Here is a 21966-nt window from a genome sequence, read left to right on the forward strand (position 1 = left end):
AGTCAGTTAAATTTAGAGCTGTTTTTGCTTTGATTTCCGTTCGTTTTTTAATAAAAAGTCATAGGCTTCTTTATAGCAGTCAATAACAAAGTCTATAGTGAACTTCTCTTCAATTGACTGTCTAGCCCGATGGCCATGTAACAATCTTAAATCCCGATCCTGGTAGACTTGAAGAGCAGACGCAAGCTGTTCTATATTTCTGGGGGCCACAAGCTGACCATTATAATTGTGTTTTATTAAGCTATTACAGCCCGGGTTGTCTGTTGTTACTATTGCGCGCCCGGCAGAAGCTGCCTCCAGAAGAATTCTTGGTAACCCTTCTGCATAACGGGTTGGTAGTGCGACAATGTTGACCTCCTTTAACAAGCCAGGAATATCTTCAACTTGCCCCAGCCAATTAATCTTCCCTGCTTGTTGCCAGTAGGAAATTTGTGACTGTGGGATACTTTCAGGGGACTCTGCGTCGATAATACCAGCAACATCAAGTTGAAAAATTTTTCTTTTTTGGTTGAGCAGGTCAATTGCCTTTATTAAATCTTCTAACCCCTTGCCATAAATTAGTCGTGCGGCAAATAAAACCCTTATTTTATTATCAGGCGATGCTATGTCTGCATTGAATTTAAATTTACTTAGATCAATACCTGCGCCTGGCGATAGTGCACTATTTTGAGGGGCGCAAATTGAAAGCTTGGTAAACAATCGTTTATCGCTTGGGTTCTCAAAAACAAAATAACAGTTGTTCTTGGCTATAACTTTGTACAGAAAAAGAATAATTTTTCGATAAACGCTAAACTTTAAGCTGCCAGTTGAAAAAACACTACCTAAACCAGGAATTGTTATTAGTATTGGAATTTTCCTGGAGCGTGCAATTAGTCCAAAAAAGAGATTAGGCTTGACGGTTACTGAATGAATAATAGAGGGTTGGCTATTATTGACTATTTTTATGCAGCTTAAAAAAGTTTTTAAGTTGCTGACCGGATTGATACTTGACCTGTGTAAGCTGTAGGTGATTGTTTCAATATCGTCGTTTGTTACGGTGTACTCTTCTGTTTTTGAGTAACACACCTGTGTTTTTAGCCCTTTGGTCATTCGAGAAAAGATACGATCTTTCCAGTGTAGATTAAAATACCAGTCTACGTTGATTGCGAAGAGCATATTTTTCATTTAGAGGGGGCCTTTGTATATACAATTACTTCTTTGTGTTGATAAAATTACTGCGCTAGCGATTGATTCCTTTGGAGGGAACGCGGGTAAACTCTAACGACATGCGGTGAAAATTTTAAAGTCCAATATAGGTTTTTTAGACAGGACATAGCTTCTACAACCCGCTTAATTGCAAATAATATCACAATACTGTATTCGAAACTTTTAAATTTCTGATGATGTGTCGAGAAGTAAACACCTTAATGGTTGTAGCGGCCCAGGCATCTATTAAGGTTTATGGATGTCAATATCCTCTCGGTCCACCCTTTCTTTAATGTTAACTTCAAATCTGCTGACCCGTATGAGGCAGAAATTGGGGGAGGTAAAATGATTCGGGGAAACAGGTATGGAGGAGGGGATTAATTGCTCATGGTTAGTTTATCCCTCAACATCAATCATTATAAACCCATTGAGTTCCTGCTTTGTATTTGGGTTAGAAGTTACATATTATCGCCAGGTAATTATTAAAGGAGCCTACGATGTCTCAAAAAGAACATCTTCAAGAAATTGAATTAACAGACCTTATTCGTTTTCTTGTTGAAAGGTGGGGGCGATTGCTGAGCGTTCTGTTAATAGTGTCTATCCTGGTTTTTTTATCACTTACAGGCAAACAATTTATTGTTCATGGATCTTTCGTCAATGAACCGGATATAGCAAAGGGTGTTTCTGCACAAGCTTATCGCGCAAGTGCGCTAGTTGAACTCGGGCAGGTGCTTACGCATGGAGGGGATGCAAGGCCTATTGTGAGCCCTGATTTACTGGTGGAAATTTATAGCACGGATGAACTTGAATTATCAGTGTTTGATGCAGGTGAGAAGGATAACCCCCCGAATGGTCTTTGGGTTTCGGCAGAGAATGAAGTTAGTGCCGACGCAGAGTCTCTAGTTAAGAGTGCGACTGAAGCGATAGTTGCCCATGCTCACGGGAAAGAGCAGGCCGCAAAACAAAACAAGAATAAAGCATATTCTGTGATAGGTATAACGCGCGTTGCGAAATTAGAGGTGATAGAGCCTGAAGTGCAGAATGAGCTGCTCCTCGGCATTAAATTGTTATTTAAGTTTGCAATGTTGAGCATTATAATAGGCTTTTTCGCATCTCTCTTTTACGCCATAGCATCGAAAATATACTTAGACTACAAAACAAAATACCCCTCCTAACCCTGCGTTGGCTATAAGGCTTAGTTAATTGAAACTCCCTAAACTTGAATTAGCAATCAATCTTACCGCAAGGTTGGTTGCTGCTGTCCTATCGTTTCTGGTTGTTCCGTTCTATACCGAGTTATTAGGCGTTGAGGCTTACGGGTTAATCGGTTTTTTTACAACCTTTCAAGCAATATTTTTCTTACTGGAAATGGGGGTGGTCGGAGCTTTTGTAAGGCAAACGGCAATGGCTTCTGAGTCCTCTCGGGAGAGGGGGGGCGAGTTAAAAAAATTAGCCTCAACACTTAATACGCTTTTTTTGATATTAGGTTTTGTTGTTTCAATATTGGTTTATTACGTAAGTGGGTTAATTGCAGAGAACTGGGTAAGTAGTGATGGTTTGCCTCACGAGCATGTTGAACGAGCTATACAGTTGATGGGGGTTGTGATTGGAGCACAGTTTCCATTTCTTATCTATCAGGCAGGTTTATTGGGCTTGCATAAGCACCTCCAATTAAACGTATTACTTATTGTGGTGGCTTTGCTGCGCTATCTGGGGGCGCTGATTATTCTTATGTCTGTGGAGTCAAGTATAACGGCTTACTTTGCATGGCAATTACTTGTTAGCCTTTTCCAGTCTGCTATATCAAAGTTTCTTTTATGGAGAAACTACCCACGGAAAGCTGAAGTTAAGCATTTTGATATTGACCAGTTGAAGAAAATCTGGCGATTCTCGGCGGGCATGGCGGGCATTGCTATGACGACTGTAGCTATGATGCAAGTGGATAAAGTCGTTGTGTCAGGTGTTCTGAGTCTAACTGAGTTTGGTTATTATAGTATGGCTGTTCTGATTGCCAGTGTGCCTCTACTAGTTGCAGGCCCGTTTTATAATGTGTATTACCCAAAATTGAGTCAGTTTGTAAGTGTTGGCAATCAAGAAAAACTGGTGGAATGTTATCATCAGGGCGCTCAATTGATTGCGGCTTTTATTATTCCGCTTGGGGGGATGATCGCGCTTTTTGCTGAGCCGATTTCATTAATTTGGATTCGTGATCAATTTATGTCTTCGCAAATTAGTCCATTAATCACCATTCTTTGCTTAGGCACCACACTGGCAGGTGTCATGCACATCCCATATTCCCTACAAATTGCACATGGGTGGACGAAGTTGACTTTCAGAGCAAATCTTATTGCTGTGATGCTCATGATACCGCTTATGATGAAGTACATCCCTGAATACGGAGCCATAGCGGCTTGTTATTGCTGGTTGTTAATGAATGTCGGGTTTGTCGTATTTAATACCAGTATTATGCACCGCCGCTTATTGATTGGAGAGATAAAACGCTGGTATATCCAGAGCTTATTGCTACCTACCTTCGGGGTTTTGATAATAGGCATGATATTGGTCGATTTGTTTTATCAATTCGAGATTGATCGTGCCAGTACTGTTAGTCAAATAGCTTATCTGAATTTTTCGTTTATTGTACTCATGTTTATAGGCATGGTTGGTACACCTGCTTCTCGTCAGATTCTGTTTTCTATTTTGCAACGAGGTAAGTAGAGTGATTTATGCTATTTACACGTTTATATGCAGTTTGGGCATGGTGGTCTCATTTACAAAACTAGACTTAATAGCCAGGAAATTATTTTTTTGGTTTATCATTCTCTTGACAGTTTTTATTGCTGGATTAAGGTGGAAAACCGGTACGGATTGGAACGCCTATCATGACTATTTTGTGATGGGTGGAGGGTTAAGTCGCTACTTAAGTCATCCTCATTTTGAAATAGGGTTCGGCTGGTTGAACTGGGCGGCAAATTCTTTGGTAGGAAGCTACTCGATTTGGTTGCTGATATTTACCTCGACGACCCTGCTAATTAAACTATACACCATAAAAACTCGACCCTATGTTTTATTATTTTTTATGGTTAACTTGGCATTTGGGTTAGCTGATTTTTTTCCAACTCGCCAATTCCTTGCGGGTGCTTTGTCTTTGTTAGCTATCTACTTATATTCCAGACGTGGCCCTGTATGGTGTTTAGTTCTTTTATTGCTCGCCGCTTTAATTCATAAAACGGTGTTGGTATTGTTAATAGCACCTATCATACTGAGGCTAACGTTAACGACAGTCGTTGTCTTCGCAGTTTTATCTGGAATAATCTTTGGCTTGACCTTTTTTCCACTTGCTCACCAAGTCGCATCGTTTCTGGGGTTGGAGTACATTGTTAGCCAAATTGAATCATATCAAGTCGAGTATCCGGGGCGTGTTAGCATTAACTCAATCGCCTATAAAGGGATTATCTTTACTGGGTTGTTATATGTTTTTAACTCGGTTCGAGCGCAATTAACCCAATACGAAATAAACGCAGTAAAGCTCTTTCTTTTCGGTTTGGTGTTTGGCATTTTAGTTGAGGCGCACTCTTCTATTTTTAATCGGTTCTCATTCTATTTTGTTATCTTTGAATTAGTGGCTGTACCTTCTGTTTTTTATTTTTGTATAAAGGAGAGGGTGTTAAAAGGTTATATGCCTGATGTTGTCATCTGGTGCACCCTTTTTTGCTGCATATACCTGCTGAGATTTTTCTCAGGTTTGATGAACTATTGGGAGTTGTATGTACCTTATGAAAGTATTTTCGAAATGGCTCACAAGAGTGTGTTTTAGGAGGTTGTTTGATCGTTTTTGAAGGAAATATGAAGAAAGAGCAGCACAAAATTATTAATGAGCTTTTTCTCAGGTCAGCTATAGACAGCGGGAAAAAAGTGAATTTATGGTGCCACTCCTCCAGCTCGATGAACCAGTTCTCCAGTAAGGTCGCTGCAATAAATCATATTCTTGTGCTTGATCCGGGTGGTGTGCGTAATTTGTTTAAGCCACTTCTTGAAATGCTTTTTGTTGTGTGTGCTTCAATTGTGCTTTTATTTGAAAGAAATAAACAAGAGAGAACTATTCTGTTTCTTTCTCTTTCGCCGGTATCGACCTATTTAATAACTTGTGTGGCTAAGCTATTCAGCACTATTAAATATATCTTAGTTCACCATGGAGAGTTAGAGTTCGTGAGCCCAGGTAGGACTGGCATGCTGTCACCCGGGTTTTGGGTTGATAGGTCTTTAAAGTGTGCTTCTAAGGCGCCCGTTCATAGAATTGTGCTGGGTCGCCATATTAAATCAGAATTAAACCGGCGTTACCCAGGATGCGATGAGAGGGTATCTGTTATTGAACATCCGATTGATTTTATCCCGACTGAACGGCAACAGAAAAGCGGGCATAAGACGTTGATTACATTTGGAGTGGTTGGTGAGTTGGCTAAGCCAGGCATTCAGGCGAATATAGCGGAATTGGTCACTCAGTTATCTGCACTGGGGGAAAGGGATCATTTTGAGTGTATTTTTATGGGGAGAGGAACGCCTTTAATCGAGTCGCTTTTTGAAGGTTTGCCAGAATCCTCAATTGTGAATGGCGAAGGTATTTCAAAAGAGTTTATTCCGAGTGATAAGTATTCCAGTCAATTAGATAAAATTGACTGCTTTTTGGTGCTTTATCCCAGTGGGGAATATCAATTAACGGCTTCAGGTGTTTTTGCTGAGATGGCATCAAGAAATAAAAAATACATTTCTCTACACAATGGTTATTTTAGCGCGATTAATAGTAGCTTTCCTGATAGTGGATATTTAGTTAATGATGTAAGTGAAATGGTCATAAAAATGCAGTCGTTGGCTTCAGTTGGTGAAGAGGCGACGTATGATACCTGTGCTCTGGAGGAAGCGTTTTCTCAAAAAAACGTGGCGAGACAGCTGAAAGCTTTATTATAAATAGAGTTCACACGGTGAGCTGAAAAAGATGGGCTTGAGGTGCACAAATAATATGCGAGAACAGAAAAAAACAACAGTACTGTTACTGTTAGATTACTACCTTCCGGGCTATAAGGCGGGGGGCCCCATTACCACCGTCAAGAACCTATTGATGGCGCTGAATGAGGAGGTGGATTTTAAAATTGTAACCCGAAACTGGGATCTCGGGGATCAGCAGGAGTATGGAGGTGTAGAATCCGATAAATGGGTTAAGATCAAAGGAGGGGAAGTATTTTATATCAGCCGAAATAAGCTTAACTTCATGCATCTTAGGCAGATATTGAAAGGCACGAAGCATGAAGTTCTCTATATTAATAGCTTTTTCTCGGTTTACTTTTCGTTTTTACCTGTGCTCATGAGATGGCTGGGGCTTGTTGATTCGCAGAAACTGGTATTGGCTCCTCGAGGGGAGTTTTCTGTGGGGGCTCTATCTTTGAAAAGTACAAGAAAAAAATTATTTGTGCGTTTTTCAAAAATTGTAGGACTTCATAGGTCTGTTTTATGGCAGTCTTCCAGTGAGTTGGAGCGTTTTGATATTCTTCAGGTGTTTAAAGGTAGTGAGGTATTTATCGCACCTGATCTCCCTCCGGTGTTGCATTCAAATAATGGCGTTGTTAGTCAGTCATTGCTAAAAAATACCGGTCAGTTAAAGGTGCTGTTCTTATCGAGGGTGTCCCCCATGAAAGGGTTAGATCACGCCATCAAGGCTTTTAGAGGTGTTTCGGGGGATGTGGAATTTGATATATACGGGCCGATTGAAGATGAAGCTTATTGGGGGCACTGTTCCTCGCTTATTGAATCATTGCAACAGAATATTTCTATACAATACAAAGGTGCTGTAAAGCCAACACAAATTTCCGGTATAATGCAGAGCTACCATGTATTTTTACTTCCAACAAAAGGTGAAAATTATGGCCATGTCATTCTTGAGGCGCTCAGCAATGGATGTCCTGTATTAATTAGTGACCAAACTCAATGGGATGCGTTGTCTGAATTTAAGGCGGGATATGAATTTTCATTAAATGATATCAATCATGCAACTCATCTTCTGCAGACGTTTGTTAATATGCCGCAGAAAGAATGGGAGAAGCACAGGTCAGGAGCTATTCAATACATTTCAAAAAAGTTGAAAACTCAAAAAGCCATTCAACAGAACAAAATTCTTTTCGCTAAGGATTTCCGGCATGATAAGCACTGATATGACATCCATTTTGCTTATCCAAATTTTTAATGAACACTGGGCGATATAGCAGGCACCTTACTAAATGTTTGAAAACAAGGTTTTATTGATTACAGGTGGGACAGGGTCATTCGGTAATGCGGTTTTAAAACGCTTTTTAGATACCGATATTGCTGAAATTCGTATTTTCAGCCGAGACGAGAAGAAACAAGATGATATGCGTAAGCAGTATAATCATCCAAAGCTCAGGTTTTATATTGGTGATGTTCGAGACTATCAGGGTGTTTCAAATGCAATGCGTGGCGTTGACTATGTTTATCACGCAGCGGCATTGAAACAGGTTCCTTCGTGTGAGTTTTACCCCTTAGAGGCGGTGAAAACCAATGTTATCGGTACAGAAAACGTTCTTGAAGCGTCAATTTTTCATGGCGTAGAACGTGTTGTTTGCTTAAGCACTGATAAGGCAGTTTACCCAATTAATGCAATGGGTATTTCGAAAGCGATGATGGAGAAAGTGATTGTCGCAAAAAGCCGTAATTTACAGAGCACTAATACCACTATTTGCTGTACTCGATACGGTAATGTAATGGCATCAAGGGGGTCGGTCATCCCGTTGTTCATTAGGCAAGTTGTAAATGGTGACCCCATTACGATTACCGACCCGTTGATGACTCGGTTTATGATGACCTTGGATGATGCGGTAGACTTGGTGTTGCATGCATTTGAACATGGCGAGAACGGCGATATTTTTGTACAAAAGGCACCAGCTGCCACAATTGATGTGCTCGTAAAGTCGTTACTTGAGATATTAGATGCGGTGGATCATACCGTTAATGTCATTGGTACGCGCCATGGCGAAAAGCTATTTGAAGCCTTATGTAGTCGGGAGGAAATGTTCGTAGCCGAAGAGCAAGGGGAATATTATCGTATTCCTGCTGATAACCGTGATTTAAATTACTCTAAATTTTTTGAAGATGGGGAGTCAGACTTATCTGCGGTGGAAGATTATAACTCTCACAATACTGAGCGCCTTGATATTGAAGGGATGAAGACGTTGTTGAGAAAGTTGGATTTTATTCGTGAAATAGAAAGTGGAAATGTATTTGTGCCAGAGGGTGTTTAAATGCGTATTTTAATATTAGGCGCCACTGGCATGCTAGGTTATAGCCTGTTTTCAAATTTACGTGAATATGCCGGGTTAGAGGTATTTGGTACGGTTAGAAGCGTTAAAGGTAAAGAGGCTTTTTTTGAAGACTGTTCGTCCTCTTTGGTGTTTGATGTTGATGTGATGGATGTTGCTCAGTTAGAGCACGCCATTCAGTCCACAAATCCAACGGTTGTAATTAATTGCATTGGACTGATTAAACAGCATGATGTATCAAAGCAGCACATTAATGCAATTGAAATTAATGCACTTCTGCCACATCAAATCGCTCGATTATGTGTTCAAAACGGCGCAAAGTTAATTCACTTTTCAACAGATTGCGTATTTTCTGGTAAAACAGGTGGCTACACTGAGGATAGTTTGCCTGATGCTATTGACTTATATGGTCGATCTAAGTGTCTGGGGGAGGTAGACTACTCGCCACACTTAACGTTGAGAACCTCTATCATAGGGCATGAGTTGAACTCTTCGGTAAGCTTGGTGGACTGGTTTTTGTCGCAGACCGGGGAGGTAAAAGGGTTCTCAAAGGCCATATTTTCTGGCTTGCCAACCTGCTATATCGCCAAGTTGCTGGCTGAGGAAATTCTAAAAAAAACGGAGCTTACGGGGTTGTACCATTTGTCTGTAGCGCCTATTGATAAATATGCTTTGTTAACGCTGGTGGGTGAAATCTACGGTAAGCGTATTGTTATTAATGAATTTTCAGATCTGGAGATTGATCGTTCATTGAATTCTCAACGCTTGAAGGAGAAGCTAGCGCTAACCTTACCATCATGGCCTGAGTTAATTGATTTTATGCATAAAGATTTCTTGAAAAGGTACCCGCAGTGAAAAAGTTAAAGGTCGTTACTGTCGTGGGTACTAGGCCAGAGATTATTCGCCTATCTAGAACTATTGCCAAGCTAGATCAGTACTGTGAACACGTTTTAGTTCATACCGGTCAAAATTATGACTATGAGTTAAATCAGATATTTTTTGAAGATATGGGGATTCGTGCGCCAGACGTATTTTTAGAGTGCGCAGGCGAAACGGCTGCAGATACGATGGCGCAAGTTATTAGCAAGTCAGATAAAATGTTTACTGAAATATCACCTGAAGCATTACTTATTTTAGGTGATACCAATAGCGCTCTTTCGGCTATCTCGGCAAAGCGAAGGAAAATTCCCATTTTTCATATGGAGGCGGGGAATCGCTGTTTTGATTTACGTGTTCCCGAGGAAATAAATCGCAAAATCGTGGACCATATATCAGATGTAAATATGCCTTACAGTGATATTGCCAGAGAATATCTATTAAGCGAGGGAGTTAAGCCTGATCTCATTGTGAAAACAGGTAGCCCTATGGATGAGGTATTGTCTTTCTATAAAGATAAAATAGACTCATCAGCTGTCTTAGAAACACTTGATCTTAATAGAGGTCAATACTTTGTTGTCAGTGTGCATCGTGAAGAGAATGTGGATTCTGATAAAAATATTCACAGTTATGTTGATGTGTTGGCAGCGTTAGCTGATAAGTTTGGCCTGCCCATTATAGTGTCTACTCACCCTCGTACACGTAAGAAAATTGAATCGCTGAATTTGAAATTCCACCCCTTAGTACGCTTAATGAAGCCGCTAGGCTTCAGTGACTATGTAAAATTGCAAATGGATTCCAAACTGGTTTTAAGTGATAGTGGGACGATTACAGAAGAGTCTTCAATTTTGAATTTCGCTGCTGTTAATATTCGCGATGCACAAGAAAGGCCTGAGGGTTTTGAAGAAGGCGCCGTTATGTTTACTGGTATGAATGTTGAGCGAATTTTACAAGCTGTTGAGATTCTAAAAGCTCAGTCAACGGGTGAAAATCGCTTAATTAATGTCGTCCAAAACTATATTGCACCTAATGTGTCCGAAAAAGTGGTTCGCACCATCATTAGTTACACAGATTACGTTAACAGAGTTGTGTGGAAAAAGTACTAATGCGCTTGGCCATAATAACCGATGATTACCTCCCGCATAGTACATTGGTGCATGCGAAGATGCTTCATGAATTAGCGTTGACACTTGTTCGAAGTGGGCATGACCCTATCATCATAACACCAGGTTCACCCACTCAAGGTAAGCGATTGGTTATTGATACCGTTGAAGGTATTTCTGTTTGGCGATTTAGAAATGGTAGAACCAGAGGTGTTAGTAAAATAAGGCGCGCATTAAATGAAACGCTGTTATCTTTTAATGCATGGCGTGCAATAAGAAGGCAGGTTGAGGGCGCTTCTTTTGACGGTGTTATCTATTATTCTCCGTCGATTTTCTTTGGGTTACTGGCAAAGAAGATAAAATCTCAAAGTCGATGCTTGTCTTATCTTATTTTGCGTGATCTATTTCCTCAGTGGGCAATTGACGAAAACCTGATAAAACAGGGCTCTTTGATAGAGAAATACTTCCGTTTTTTTGAAATGTTGAATTATACCTCTGCCGACAAAATTGGCTTAATGTCACCTAAAAATCTGGAGTTATTTGATAAAACGCATAAAAATAGATTCGATACTCACGTGCTTTTTAATTGGGCCGACACTGCGCGACCTGAGCTACAGCCAGAAAAACTGAATTTACGTGATAGGCTAGGCCTTGAAAGGAAAATAATTTTTTTCTACGGTGGAAATATTGGTCATGCACAGGATATGGCTAATTTAATGAAACTAGCCATATCCCTGCAAGGCTATCATGATATTCATTTTCTGTTTATTGGCCAGGGGGATGAAGTTGACTTAGTTAAAAGTACTATAAAACGAGAATCCTTGGGTAACACTACATTTTTACCCTCTGTTTCTCAAGATGAGTTTAAGCATATTCTCAGGCAGGTCGATATTGGTTTGTTTTCTTTGGCTTATTCACATCAAACGCATAATTTCCCAGGAAAATTGCTGGGCTATATGGTGGAGTCAGTTCCCATTTTAGGGAGTGTTAACCCCGGAAATGATTTGTTAGAGGTTGTTTCAAATGCGGGGGCGGGTTACGTTTTTATCAATGGAGAAGATGATAAATTACGTAATGCTGCAATAGCGCTGGCGACGGACGAAAATCTAAGGCGAAAGCTAGGGGCGGGCGCTAATGACCTGCTTAACCACTCTTTCTCTGTTGATTCCGCAGCAGGTGTCATAGTTGAAAATTTAGCATATAAGTCTTAGTTTAAAGGTTGTGTCTTGAATATTCTTATTACGGGTGGTACAGGGTTTCTTGGCGGGGCGGTTGCTCGGTCACTTTCATCGAACAATCAATGTAACTTGGTCGCTACGGTTAGGAAAGAGCAAGAGATAGCTGAAGGCATTAAGCATGTACCAGTAGAAGAAATTGATGGCTCAACGGTTTGGTCTGAAGCGGTTGCCGGTTGTGAGGTGGTCATTCACTGCGCTGCTCGAGTTCATGTGATGGATGATTCTGCAGTTGATCCTTTAACTGAGTTTCGCACCGTAAATACCGATGGTACTTTAAATCTTGCTAAACAAGCTGCGGAAGCAGGCGTTAAGCGCTTTATTTTTGTTAGCTCGATTAAAGTAAATGGCGAGTACACTATAGCGGGGGCGCCGTTTAAACCGGATGATGTCCATGTTCCTGCCGACCCTTACGGTTTGAGCAAGTATGAGGCTGAAGTCGGCTTGCGCAAATTATCACAAGAAACAGGCATGGAAGTAGTTATCATAAGGCCGCCCTTAGTTTATGGTAATGGGGTAAAAGGGAACTTTGTAAGCATGATGCGGTGGTTGAAAAAAGGTATTCCGCTTCCGCTTGGAGCGATAAGTAACCAGCGAAGTTTAGTTTCACTGGATAACCTGGTTGATCTTATAAAGGTTTGTATTGCGCACCCAAAGGCGGCGAATGAAACATTTCTGGTTTCAGATGATAACGATATATCAACGACACGGTTGTTATCAAAGCTTGCAGGGGGCTTGGGCGCTCCGAATAGGCTACTGCCCGTTCCTGTAGTCATGCTGAATGTTTGTGCCCTTTTGTTAGGCAAAAAAGATATCGCACAGCGCTTATTAGGCTCGCTACAAGTAGATATTTCTAAAACTAAATCGCTTTTAGAGTGGGCCCCTCCATATACAGTTGATGAAAGTCTGAAAAAAACATCACAGTCTTTTTTAAAATTACAATAAAGGCTGAATTTGCCAACATAGTTTGACGTTACACAACATAAAGTAGTTATTATGAGCTCGTTATTTTTTAGATTACTAGATTTTAGTGCTGCATTTTTCGGTTTGCTTCTGACTGCACCTGTGTTGCTGGTTGTTATCATTGCAGGCTACTTTGACACAGGTTCACCTATATTTATGCAGCAGCGTGTAGGTAAAAACAAGAAACCCTTTACCTTAATTAAATTCCGTACCATGAGTGTTGATACTCAATCTGTCGCTAGTCATTTAGCGAGTACTACGTCGATAACAAAAATGGGTGCGTTTCTTCGTAAAACAAAAATTGATGAACTGCCGCAGTTGATTAATGTATTAAAAGGGGAAATGAGCTTGGTTGGGCCGCGACCTAATTTGTTCAATCAAGACGCGCTAATTAAAGAACGGGATGAATTAGGGGTTTATGATGTATTACCAGGTATCACAGGGCTTGCACAGGTAAATAACATTGATATGTCGACCCCGAAACTACTAGCGAAGACAGATAAAAAAATGATCGAAACGTTAAACCTAAAAGGTTATTTTAAGTATATGATTATGACTGTGACTGGACGTGGAAGGGGTGATGCCGTTGGCCCTGGATAGCGGTTGTATGCTGCGTATCCCGGTTTAGGTGGCGGTCTGTACCTTGCCTTTTGCTTTAAGCGGAGAGAATGATTAGAATGCCAATGCTATTTGTCGGTATAAAAACAATTCATATACATCACCATAGAATGTCTGGTCAACTTAGGGGTCTTCGTGTTCGATTATCTTCTTAATTTACCCCGTTATCAAAAAAGAATATTTTCGGTAATTACAGACACTATTTTTATCCTCTTAGCCCTTTGGCTATCAATATGTGTCCGTTTAGAAGAGTTTCATGTTCCTGAAAATAACCTTGTTTTACTCTCGTTTGGTATCACTTTAACAATTACTATCGCTGTATTTGTTCGTCTAGGCCTCTACCGAGCCGTCATTCGCTACTTATCAAACCACGCCTTAATTGCAGTCGTATCGGGAGTGTCTGTTTCAGCATTAGTCTTTTCTGCCTCCAGTTTTCTATTAAAAGCCCCCGTACCCCGTTCAGCCCCATTCATCTATTGGGGGCTCGCTTTGCTATTTGTAGGCGGTTCCCGAATGTTGGTTCGCTCCTATGTTCACCAGACTCAGCGAAAACTTAAAGAAAAAGTGGTCATATATGGAGCTGGTACGTCAGGGATTCAGTTGGCAAACGCCTTATTTCAGGGGCAGGAATTCCAGCCTATTGCCTATGTAGATGATAATAAAAGTAGGCAGGGGAGTGTATTTCAAGGCCTTAGAGTTCATAGCCCTGCGGAACTTTCTAGAATTATTGAAAAGTATGGGGTTAACAAACTTTTGTTAGCCATAGGAAGCGCACCTCACTCTCAACGTTCTTTAATATTGCGTTATCTTGAGCCCCTTCCTATTCAAGTTCAAACAATCCCTGATATGGCTGACGTCATCAGTGGCCGAGCAAAAATTGAAGAAATTAAAGATATTGAGATCGAAGATCTACTGGGGCGAGACCCGATTGCGCCAGATGACAAGCTGCTGGATGAGTTTATAAAGGATAGGGTTGTCATGGTGACAGGGGCCGGTGGCTCAATTGGTTCGGAGCTTTGTCGTCAAATTGTTCAATATAAACCAAAGACATTGGTATTGTTTGAACTGTCTGAGTTCAATCTATACGCTATCCACCAAGAGCTAATTACTTTAGTAAGTGAATTTGATCTGGACGTAGATATTAAACCCGTAATGGGCTCCGTTCAAAGAGAGCATCGCCTCGAAGTCATTATGAAGTCGTTTGGTGTTCAAACGGTTTACCATGCGGCGGCATACAAGCATGTGCCGTTGGTTGAGCATAACGTGGTGGAAGGTGTAAGAAATAATGTATTCGGTACGTGGTATACCGCAGAAGCAGCGATAAAGGCTAAAGTAGAGACGTTTGTTCTTATTTCAACTGATAAGGCAGTGAGGCCTACCAATGTCATGGGGGCAAGTAAGCGAATGGCCGAGCTGGTGCTTCAAGGGCTTGCGGAGCGGCAAACAAATACGCGCTTTTGTATGGTTCGGTTTGGCAATGTTTTGGGCTCATCCGGCTCTGTTGTCCCTCTATTTAGAGAGCAAATAAGAAAGGGCGGGCCGGTTACGGTCACCCACCCCGATATTATCCGTTATTTTATGACCATCCCCGAAGCTGCACAGCTGGTTTTACAAGCAGGGAATATGGGCCATGGTGGTGATGTCTTTGTTTTGGATATGGGGGAGCAGGTTAAAATAGCAGATCTGGCTAAAAAAATGGTTCACCTGATGGGGCTTGAAGTCAAAGACGAAAAGAACCCTGATGGAGATATAGAGATATCCTATACAGGTTTGCGCCCAGGTGAAAAGCTCTATGAAGAGCTATTAATTGGCGATGACCCGCAGGGAACTGACCACCCTCGTATAATGAAAGCGCGTGAACTATCGTTAACCTGGTCAGAGGTTGAAGAAATACTGGAGCGCCTAGACCGCGCTTGCCATGTTTTTGATTGTGATAAAGTTAGGGATATTCTCGAGTCAACACCGCTTGGTTTTTCACCCAACAATGCAATAGAAGATTTGGTATGGAAGCAGGATCAGTGTGATATCTCTTTGTCTGAAAATGTTAGTAGGATTGAAGTTGTTGAATTGGAAAGAGGCGCGTCTTAAATAGTTGAGCTGGGAGATAGGTTATCTCCTTGGCTAAGTCGTCGTTACACTCTACAATAACCGAAACATATTGTATTCGGAGAAATGGATTTGATTACCCCTGTTATTCTTTCTGGCGGTTCTGGAACGCGTCTTTGGCCTCTTTCGCGTGAGGCATACCCCAAACAGTTTATTAGTCTCGTCAACAATAATAGTTTACTGGGGGATACCGTTGAGCGCGTTGAAGCGCTGGATGATGTTCAACACTTAATTGTCGTTTCAAATGAAGAGCATCGGTTTATGGTGGCCGGGTGTCTGCAAACACACGATCACTTAAACAATAGTTCGATTATTTTAGAGCCTGTTGGCAGGAATACCGCGCCTGCAATTGCATTGGCGGCTTTTAAAGCGCTTGAAGTCGATGCTGATGCTGTTTTACTGATTATGCCTGCCGATCATGTGATTAAAGACAGCCCCAAATTTGCGGAAGCGGTGCTAAAGGGGAAGAAAGCGGCCTTGGATGGAAAATTGGCGACCTTTGGCATTGTTCCTGATTCGCCGCATACAGGCTATGGTTATATTCAATCGGGCGAACATCAGGGTGACTGGTCTAAGGTTGACCATTTTGTTGAAAAGCCGGATGAAGCGACTGCAAAGAAATACATTAGCTCAGGCGACTATTACTGGAATAGCGGCATGTTTATGTTCCGCGCCGATCGTTATCTGGAGGAGCTTGAAAAGTTCAACCCCGAAATGGTCTCGACTTGTAAACGTTCCCTGGAAAAAAGTACACCGGATTTGGACTTTATCCGTGTCGATGCCGAAACCTTTGCCTCTAGCCCTGATGATTCCATTGATTATGCGGTAATGGAAAAGACTGATGCCGCGGTGGTAGTTCCATTGGACGCAGGGTGGAGTGATGTAGGGTCATGGTCTGCACTATGGGAAATCCATCAGCAGGATGAACAAGGAAATGTTTGCAAAGGGGATGTGATAACTGAAGACGTTAACAATTCTTATATTCACTCCGAGTCCCGTTTAGTGGCCGCTATTGGAGTGGAGGATCATGTCATTGTTGAAACCGATGACGTTATTCTTGTGGCCGACAAGTCACGTGTTCAGGATGTAAAGAAATTAGTTGCGCAAGTGAAAAAGCAAGACCGATATGAGCATCAGTTCCATAAAAAGGTTCACCGCCCTTGGGGAACCTATGAGGGGGTTGCGAATAGCAACCGCTTTCAGGTGAAGCGAATAATGGTTAAGCCCGGTTCTAAACTGTCGTTGCAAAAGCATCACCATAGAGCAGAACACTGGGTGGTTGTGCAGGGGACAGCGCTGATTACCAGAGGTGAGGAACAACTGTTATTGACTGAGGATCAGTCAACTTATATACCCTTGGGAACGGTACATCGCTTGGAAAATCCTGGCGTGATACCGCTTGAAATAATTGAGGTTCAAACCGGTAGTTACTTAGGCGAAGATGATATCGTTCGCCTGGAAGATACTTACGGCAGGGTGTAATGACTGAGATGCTAATCCTAACTGCGTTGTCAAAGGCTGTCTGCTCACTTGAGCTGGCCTTGGCTCAGCCCAAGAATGAGTTTATTCGTGATGCGGTTATTCAGCGATTTGAGTACACTTATGAGCTTTGCTGGAAAATGTTACGCCGTTACCTTATATCAGATATTGGGGTGGAAGAGGTAAATAGACTGCCGAGAAAAGATCTGTTTCGTGTCGCTGCGGAGAAACAGATTATAACTGATCCTGTCTGCTGGTTTACTTACCATAAAGCAAGAAACGAAACATCTCATACCTACGATGAAAACAAGGCAGAAGAGACGTACTCTATTGCTAGTAAGTTTTGTGATGATGCAAAAGCTTTATTATTTCGGCTGGAAGAGCTAAATGTTTGACCTGTCGGATGCAGAGCGTCAGGTTGTGTCTGATATTATAAATACCTATATTTCAGGGGACTATAGGGTATTTGTCTTTGGTTCCCGAGCCAAACTGACCAATCACGCTCACTCTGATCTGGATATCGTGATTCAATCAGCAGAGCCGATTGATTTGAGCACACTGGCATTAGTGTCTGACGCTTTTTCGGAGTCGGATTTACCGTTTAGAGTCGACTTTGTCGACTGGAATAGAATAGGGAAGGAGTTTCGCTCACATATTCAGCAGCACTGGGTTCCCTGGAACGGTGCAGAAAGTGAAAATAGAGTGACTAACCCTTAATTGATTAACTCACGTTCAAGGAAGAACTATGAAACCTATCGCACTAGTAGGGAATTATCATCAATGTCCGGCCTATTGCGGGCCGGTTCCACACGTTGGCGGGCCTATTGTTAAAGGGGCCTCAACTGTTTTCGTTAATGGTCGACCTATTGCCAGAGTTGGCGATCAAGCAGCTTGCAATGGGCCTATGGATGTAATAGTTGAGGGATCTGGGTCAGTATTTGTTGAAGGGCTTCCCGCCGCTAGAGTCGGGGATAAAACCGCTCATGGAGGTGTGATTATGGAGGGTGATTCAACAGTGATTTCTGGCGGTTAAGTACATTAACTAACCAAATTTTCAAAATTGGGTTAACAATTAGCCTGCGACGCTATATAATCCCACCGTATTAAGTCCAAAGGATTTGGATTACGTTCAAGCAGACGATGTCAAGGAGTGACAATGTCATTATCTTTTTTGCGTGTTATGCAATACCGTAGCATCGCATCAGTCATTATTTTATCTCTCAATCAATTACCGTTTTGGCAGCGCTACCTGTTTTTAGGGATGCGAGATGCTTAGTCTGACACAGTGGCGTGATGGAGCGCTCAGCCCGGTTGATAAAAAATGCCCCGTTGGCAACAGCGCACGGTTGAGTGATGAGTTTGACAAGCTCCAGCTGGAAGTAAGCAACGAGTTAGCATTGGATAGTGATCCGACGGACTGGGGCGCGGTACTGAATTTATCTCATGAAATTTTATCATCGCAATCGAAAGATCTACTGGTGCTTGTCTATAGCATTCGAGCACTTGTTGATAGCTATCGATATGAAGGTCTCTCAGAATCCCTAACCCTATTAAAAGACTATATTCAGTTGTATTGGGTGGAAAGTTTTCCGCCTTTAAAACGAAAACGTGCTCGGGTTTCTGCATTGGAGTGGCTTGCACAGCAGCTCGAAGTGTGGGTAGACAGTAATAAGCCTGACCAGAAAGAAAGAAGTGCTTTGGAAGAGGTGCTGAGTGCAACAAAGGTGGTCGATCAATGTTTGTCAGAGCTTGAGGGTGAATGGTCGCTTGATCTTTTTATAATGAAGCGTAAGTTAAACGCTTACCTTGCTGAGTTACCAGAAGAGCAAGAAGGTTTAATTGCTGGCGTTCAGGAGGGGCTTGCCGCTGACTCAGTGCTTGATAGCAAAAGTAACGCAGCGCCAACACCGCATCAAGCTGATGTTGTACCCATTGTACCACCTCAAACAGCTTCAGAATCCTCTACTACCCACACCAACGTATCAGCTGGCAGCCCGAATCTGTCTGATGCTAAGGCCATTATAGCGCCCCTGGCTCAAGCTGAAATAGCAGACGAAAAGTCTTATGCTCAGAGTGTTCGCACTATTCAGTCGTCGTTGAAACAGTTGGCCAGGTATCGTTTATCCAAAAACATTGCTGACGCCCGGGCCTATGAGATAAATAGGTTTGGTATGTGGCTACCGGTTTCTGAGCTGCCGATTAACCAGGATGGCTTGACACCGTTGCGTTCAATACCCGCTGAGAAAAGGCATCTGTTTCACACGCTTTTTGAGCAAACGCAATATGAAGTACTAATTGTTGAGCTGGAGAGCAGCCTATCTAGTTCCCCTTTTTGGCTTGATGGCCACCGAATGGTGGTTGATTCACTAAAGGCGATGGAAGCATTGAGTGAAAATAGTCGCAATAGAAGGGATTATCAAAGGCCTATTGAAACGGTATCGCGGCTAGTTAAATCGTTTGTGACCCGGCTAGAGGGTATAGAGACCCTTAAATTCTCTGACGAATCTCCTTTTGCAAATGATGAAACACGATCCTGGCTCTCAAGTGTTGAAGAGTTTGCAGCAGGCAGTGCACCGAATTTTGTTAATAACTCTACTCACCTGAGTCTTGCTTCTGATAGACATGATGCTACCGACTTCAGTGAAGAAGGGAATGCAGAAGCTAAAATAATTGAAGAGTCTAACAAGGCCTGTAAAAATGGCGGGTTTTCTGATGGCCTATCAATTATTGATCAACACTGTAGGCGGCAAACTAATAAAAAAGAGTGGTTTAATGCCCGTTTACTAATGGTTGATTACTGCTTTTCTGCAAAAGACTTCGCTCTCGCCGAGCAAATACTGATCGAACTGGATGAAACCTGTGTCGACCATAGCTTAGATCAATGGTTGCCTGATATGGTCAGCGAGATGTTGTCGAAGATGCTCGTATGTAAGAGCAAACTAAAACGAAAAAACCAGCTAGATGGTTACTATCAGCGCCTTGTGCGAATTAATGTAATGCAAGGTCATGAGATGAAATCATTTGCTAGCTGATGCAAATAAGCTGTAACGCAAATTTATAATTCAGGAGAATATGATGTCCAAGGAAGGTTCAGTCGCGCCGCGCGAACGAATAAATATACAGTATAAATCAGAAAAAGGTGCAGCACAGGAGAATGTAGAGCTACCTTTGAAAATGCTTGTCGCGGGTGACTTTACATCCCGAACGGACGAACGTCCGGTTGAAGATAGAAAGCCCATCAACATTGATAAAGATAATTTCAATGATGTGCTTAAGAATCAGAATATTGAGCTGCAGTTGGACGTTCCGAACCGTCTTGTTGATGAAGAGGATGCAGAGGCATCCGTCGCCATAAAGCTAAACTCAATAAAGGATTTCTCACCCGAAAATATAGCCAGGCAAGTTCCTGAGCTTAATGAGCTACTTAAACTTAGAGAGGCGTTAGTGGCGCTGAAGGGGCCCTTGGGCAACATGCCTGCATTTCGCAAGATGATTGAAAGCAGCCTTCAGGATGAAGAACTTAAGCAGCAGATATTAGCTGAATTAAGCGCTTAATAACTCAACCACAACAAATAAAAGGAATTAACATGTCTAACTACGAAAGGATGTTAGCCACGGGTAATCGAGCGGTTGAACTAGAAGAGAGTTCCTTGCTTGACCAGATTGTTCAGCAAACAAAAATGCAACCATCAGATGATGGTTATGATATTGCCAAGCGAGGCGTTGGTGCATTCATCGCTGAGCTCCTGAGTGATGAAAACCAGGATGAAAGAGTAAACAAGAACCTGATTGACAGAATGATTGCCGAGCTGGACTGCAAATTAAGTCAACAGGTAGATGAGATTCTGCACCACCAGGATTTTCAGAAACTTGAATCCGCTTGGCGTGGGCTAAAGTTGTTGGTTGATCGTACAGACTTTACTCAAAACATAAAAATATCACTGTTAAATGTGTCAAAAGAAGACCTATATGATGACTTTGAAGATGCGCCAGACGTAACTCGCTCCGGGCTATATAAACTGGTCTATAGCAGTGAATATGGTCAGTTTGGTGGCGAGCCTGTTGGTGGCATCATTGCAAACTATGACCTTGGCCCTGGCGCACTGGATATGAAAGTGATGCAAAGCTGTGCGGCTGTAGCGTCTATGTCTCATGCGCCTTTTATTGCTGCAGCAGCGCCTAAGTTTTTTGGTATCGATAGCTATGAAGAGTTACCAAACTTAAAGGAGCTACACTCGATATTTGAAGGCCCTCAGTATGCAAAATGGCAGAGTTTCAGGGAGTCCGAAGATGCAAAATACGTAGGCCTTACTGCCCCTCGATTTTTGCTCCGAGCGCCATATGATGCCGAAAATAACCCGGTGAAGTCGTTTGAGTACAATGAGAACATCGAGGGTAAGCACTCAAACTACTTATGGGGCAATACGGCTTTTTCGTTTGCGACCCGGTTAACCGACAGTTTTGCCAAGTACCGCTGGTGTCCAAATATTGTTGGCCCCCGAAGCGGTGGCGCGGTGGAGGATCTTCCTGTCCATCATTTTGAATCACTGGGGGAAATTGAGTCTAAAATACCGACAGAAGTGCTTATTTCTGACCGGCGAGAGTTTGAGTTAGCCGAGGAAGGTTTTATTCCGCTAACAATGAGAAAAGGTAGTGATAATGCCGCTTTTTTCTCGGCGAACTCCACGATGAAAGTGAAATATTTTGGCAATAGCGAAGAAGCAAAGCGAAGTGAGCTTAACCATCGTTTGAGTACTCAGCTTCCCTATATGTTCATTATTAATCGTCTGGCACATTACCTGAAAGTTCTTCAGCGCGAAAATATAGGCAGCTGGAAAGAACGAACGGATATCGAAAATGAGCTCAATGTCTGGATTAGTGGCTATATAGCAGACCAGGAAAATCCAAGTGCTGAGGTGAGAAGTCAGCGGCCCCTGCGAGCAGCTCAAGTGACTGTTAACGAAGTTGAAGGGCAACCGGGTATTTATAAAGTGGGCTTGAGCGTAAGACCTCACTTTAAATATATGGGGGCAGACTTTGAGTTGTCACTGGTAGGGAAGTTAGAAAAGTCATAAC

At 42.1% G+C, this 21966-nt stretch carries 20 protein-coding genes; 19 read left to right on the plus strand and 1 reads right to left on the minus strand.

Going from position 1 to position 21966, the window contains the following annotated elements; genetic code table 11:
* Nucleotides 1-12: 12 nt before the first annotated feature.
* Nucleotides 13-1164 carry a glycosyltransferase family 4 protein gene (locus MY523_RS03380; protein WP_250657398.1) on the minus strand — a complete coding sequence of 384 codons (1152 nt, stop codon included), beginning with the start codon at nt 1162-1164 and terminating at the stop codon, nt 13-15.
* 518 nt (nt 1165-1682) lie between these two features.
* Between MY523_RS03380 and MY523_RS03385 the strand changes: the two genes are divergently transcribed.
* The 19 genes from MY523_RS03385 (at nt 1683) to tssC (ending at nt 21965) form a co-directional block, all read left to right on the plus strand.
* Entirely contained in the window at nt 1683-2360 is a 678-nt protein-coding gene (locus MY523_RS03385) for a hypothetical protein (RefSeq protein ID WP_250657399.1), read from the plus strand.
* Nucleotides 2361-2388: 28 nt separating this feature from the next.
* Entirely contained in the window at nt 2389-3903 is a 1515-nt protein-coding gene (locus MY523_RS03390) for a lipopolysaccharide biosynthesis protein (protein WP_250657400.1), read from the plus strand.
* 40 nt (nt 3904-3943) lie between these two features.
* Entirely contained in the window at nt 3944-5002 is a 1059-nt protein-coding gene (locus MY523_RS03395) for an EpsG family protein (protein WP_256470552.1), read from the plus strand.
* A gap of 8 nt (nt 5003-5010) precedes the next feature.
* A complete protein-coding gene (locus MY523_RS03400; protein ID WP_250657402.1) occupies nt 5011-6150 on the plus strand; it encodes a glycosyltransferase family protein in 1140 nt (379 codons plus the stop codon).
* Between the two features lie 151 nt (nt 6151-6301).
* Nucleotides 6302-7387 carry a glycosyltransferase family 4 protein gene (locus tag MY523_RS03405; RefSeq protein ID WP_250657403.1) on the plus strand — a complete coding sequence of 362 codons (1086 nt, stop codon included), beginning with the start codon at nt 6302-6304 and terminating at the stop codon, nt 7385-7387.
* Nucleotides 7388-7454: 67 nt separating this feature from the next.
* Nucleotides 7455-8492: a polysaccharide biosynthesis protein gene (locus MY523_RS03410; protein ID WP_250657404.1), complete on the plus strand. Its 1038-nt coding sequence runs from the start codon at nt 7455-7457 to the stop codon at nt 8490-8492.
* Nucleotides 8493-9365 (plus strand): dTDP-4-dehydrorhamnose reductase family protein, encoded by an 873-nt coding sequence (locus MY523_RS03415; RefSeq protein WP_250657405.1) that lies wholly within the window; start codon nt 8493-8495, stop codon nt 9363-9365.
* The gene (gene wecB / locus MY523_RS03420) at nt 9362-10492 is read left to right on the plus strand and encodes a non-hydrolyzing UDP-N-acetylglucosamine 2-epimerase (protein ID WP_250657406.1); all 1131 of its coding nucleotides are present in this window, start codon (nt 9362-9364) and stop codon (nt 10490-10492) included. The genes MY523_RS03415 and wecB overlap by 4 nt, the downstream gene beginning before the upstream one ends.
* On the plus strand, nt 10477-11700 hold the full coding sequence (locus MY523_RS03425; RefSeq protein ID WP_250657407.1) for a glycosyltransferase family 4 protein: 1224 nt from the start codon (nt 10477-10479) through the stop codon (nt 11698-11700). Before wecB ends, MY523_RS03425 begins: the two co-directional genes overlap by 16 nt.
* 15 nt (nt 11701-11715) lie before the next feature.
* Nucleotides 11716-12669 carry a UDP-glucose 4-epimerase family protein gene (locus MY523_RS03430; protein ID WP_250657408.1) on the plus strand — a complete coding sequence of 318 codons (954 nt, stop codon included), beginning with the start codon at nt 11716-11718 and terminating at the stop codon, nt 12667-12669.
* 51 nt (nt 12670-12720) lie between these two features.
* Nucleotides 12721-13287, plus strand: coding sequence for a sugar transferase (locus MY523_RS03435; protein ID WP_250657409.1), 567 nt, complete (start codon nt 12721-12723; stop codon nt 13285-13287).
* 153 nt (nt 13288-13440) lie between these two features.
* A complete protein-coding gene (locus MY523_RS03440) occupies nt 13441-15393 on the plus strand; it encodes a polysaccharide biosynthesis protein (protein ID WP_250657410.1) in 1953 nt (650 codons plus the stop codon).
* Nucleotides 15394-15486: 93 nt separating this feature from the next.
* Nucleotides 15487-16893: a mannose-1-phosphate guanylyltransferase/mannose-6-phosphate isomerase gene (locus MY523_RS03445; RefSeq protein WP_275975307.1), complete on the plus strand. Its 1407-nt coding sequence runs from the start codon at nt 15487-15489 to the stop codon at nt 16891-16893.
* Nucleotides 16893-17285, plus strand: a complete 393-nt coding sequence (locus MY523_RS03450) for a nucleotidyltransferase substrate binding protein (protein WP_250657412.1) — start codon at nt 16893-16895, stop codon at nt 17283-17285. Before MY523_RS03445 ends, MY523_RS03450 begins: the two co-directional genes overlap by 1 nt.
* On the plus strand, nt 17278-17607 hold the full coding sequence (locus tag MY523_RS03455; RefSeq protein ID WP_250657413.1) for a nucleotidyltransferase family protein: 330 nt from the start codon (nt 17278-17280) through the stop codon (nt 17605-17607). Before MY523_RS03450 ends, MY523_RS03455 begins: the two co-directional genes overlap by 8 nt.
* 28 nt (nt 17608-17635) lie before the next feature.
* A complete protein-coding gene (locus MY523_RS03460) occupies nt 17636-17923 on the plus strand; it encodes a PAAR domain-containing protein (RefSeq protein ID WP_250657414.1) in 288 nt (95 codons plus the stop codon).
* A gap of 235 nt (nt 17924-18158) precedes the next feature.
* A complete protein-coding gene (gene tssA / locus MY523_RS03465) occupies nt 18159-19922 on the plus strand; it encodes a type VI secretion system protein TssA (protein ID WP_250657415.1) in 1764 nt (587 codons plus the stop codon).
* A 40-nt stretch (nt 19923-19962) separates the two neighbouring features.
* Nucleotides 19963-20445 (plus strand): type VI secretion system contractile sheath small subunit, encoded by a 483-nt coding sequence (gene tssB, locus MY523_RS03470; protein ID WP_250657416.1) that lies wholly within the window; start codon nt 19963-19965, stop codon nt 20443-20445.
* A 32-nt stretch (nt 20446-20477) separates the two neighbouring features.
* Nucleotides 20478-21965: a type VI secretion system contractile sheath large subunit gene (gene tssC, locus MY523_RS03475; RefSeq protein WP_250657417.1), complete on the plus strand. Its 1488-nt coding sequence runs from the start codon at nt 20478-20480 to the stop codon at nt 21963-21965.
* The last annotated feature ends 1 nt before the right edge of the window (nt 21966 follow it).

The organism is Alkalimarinus coralli (assembly GCF_023650515.1).
GTDB lineage: Bacteria > Pseudomonadota > Gammaproteobacteria > Pseudomonadales > Oleiphilaceae > Alkalimarinus > Alkalimarinus coralli.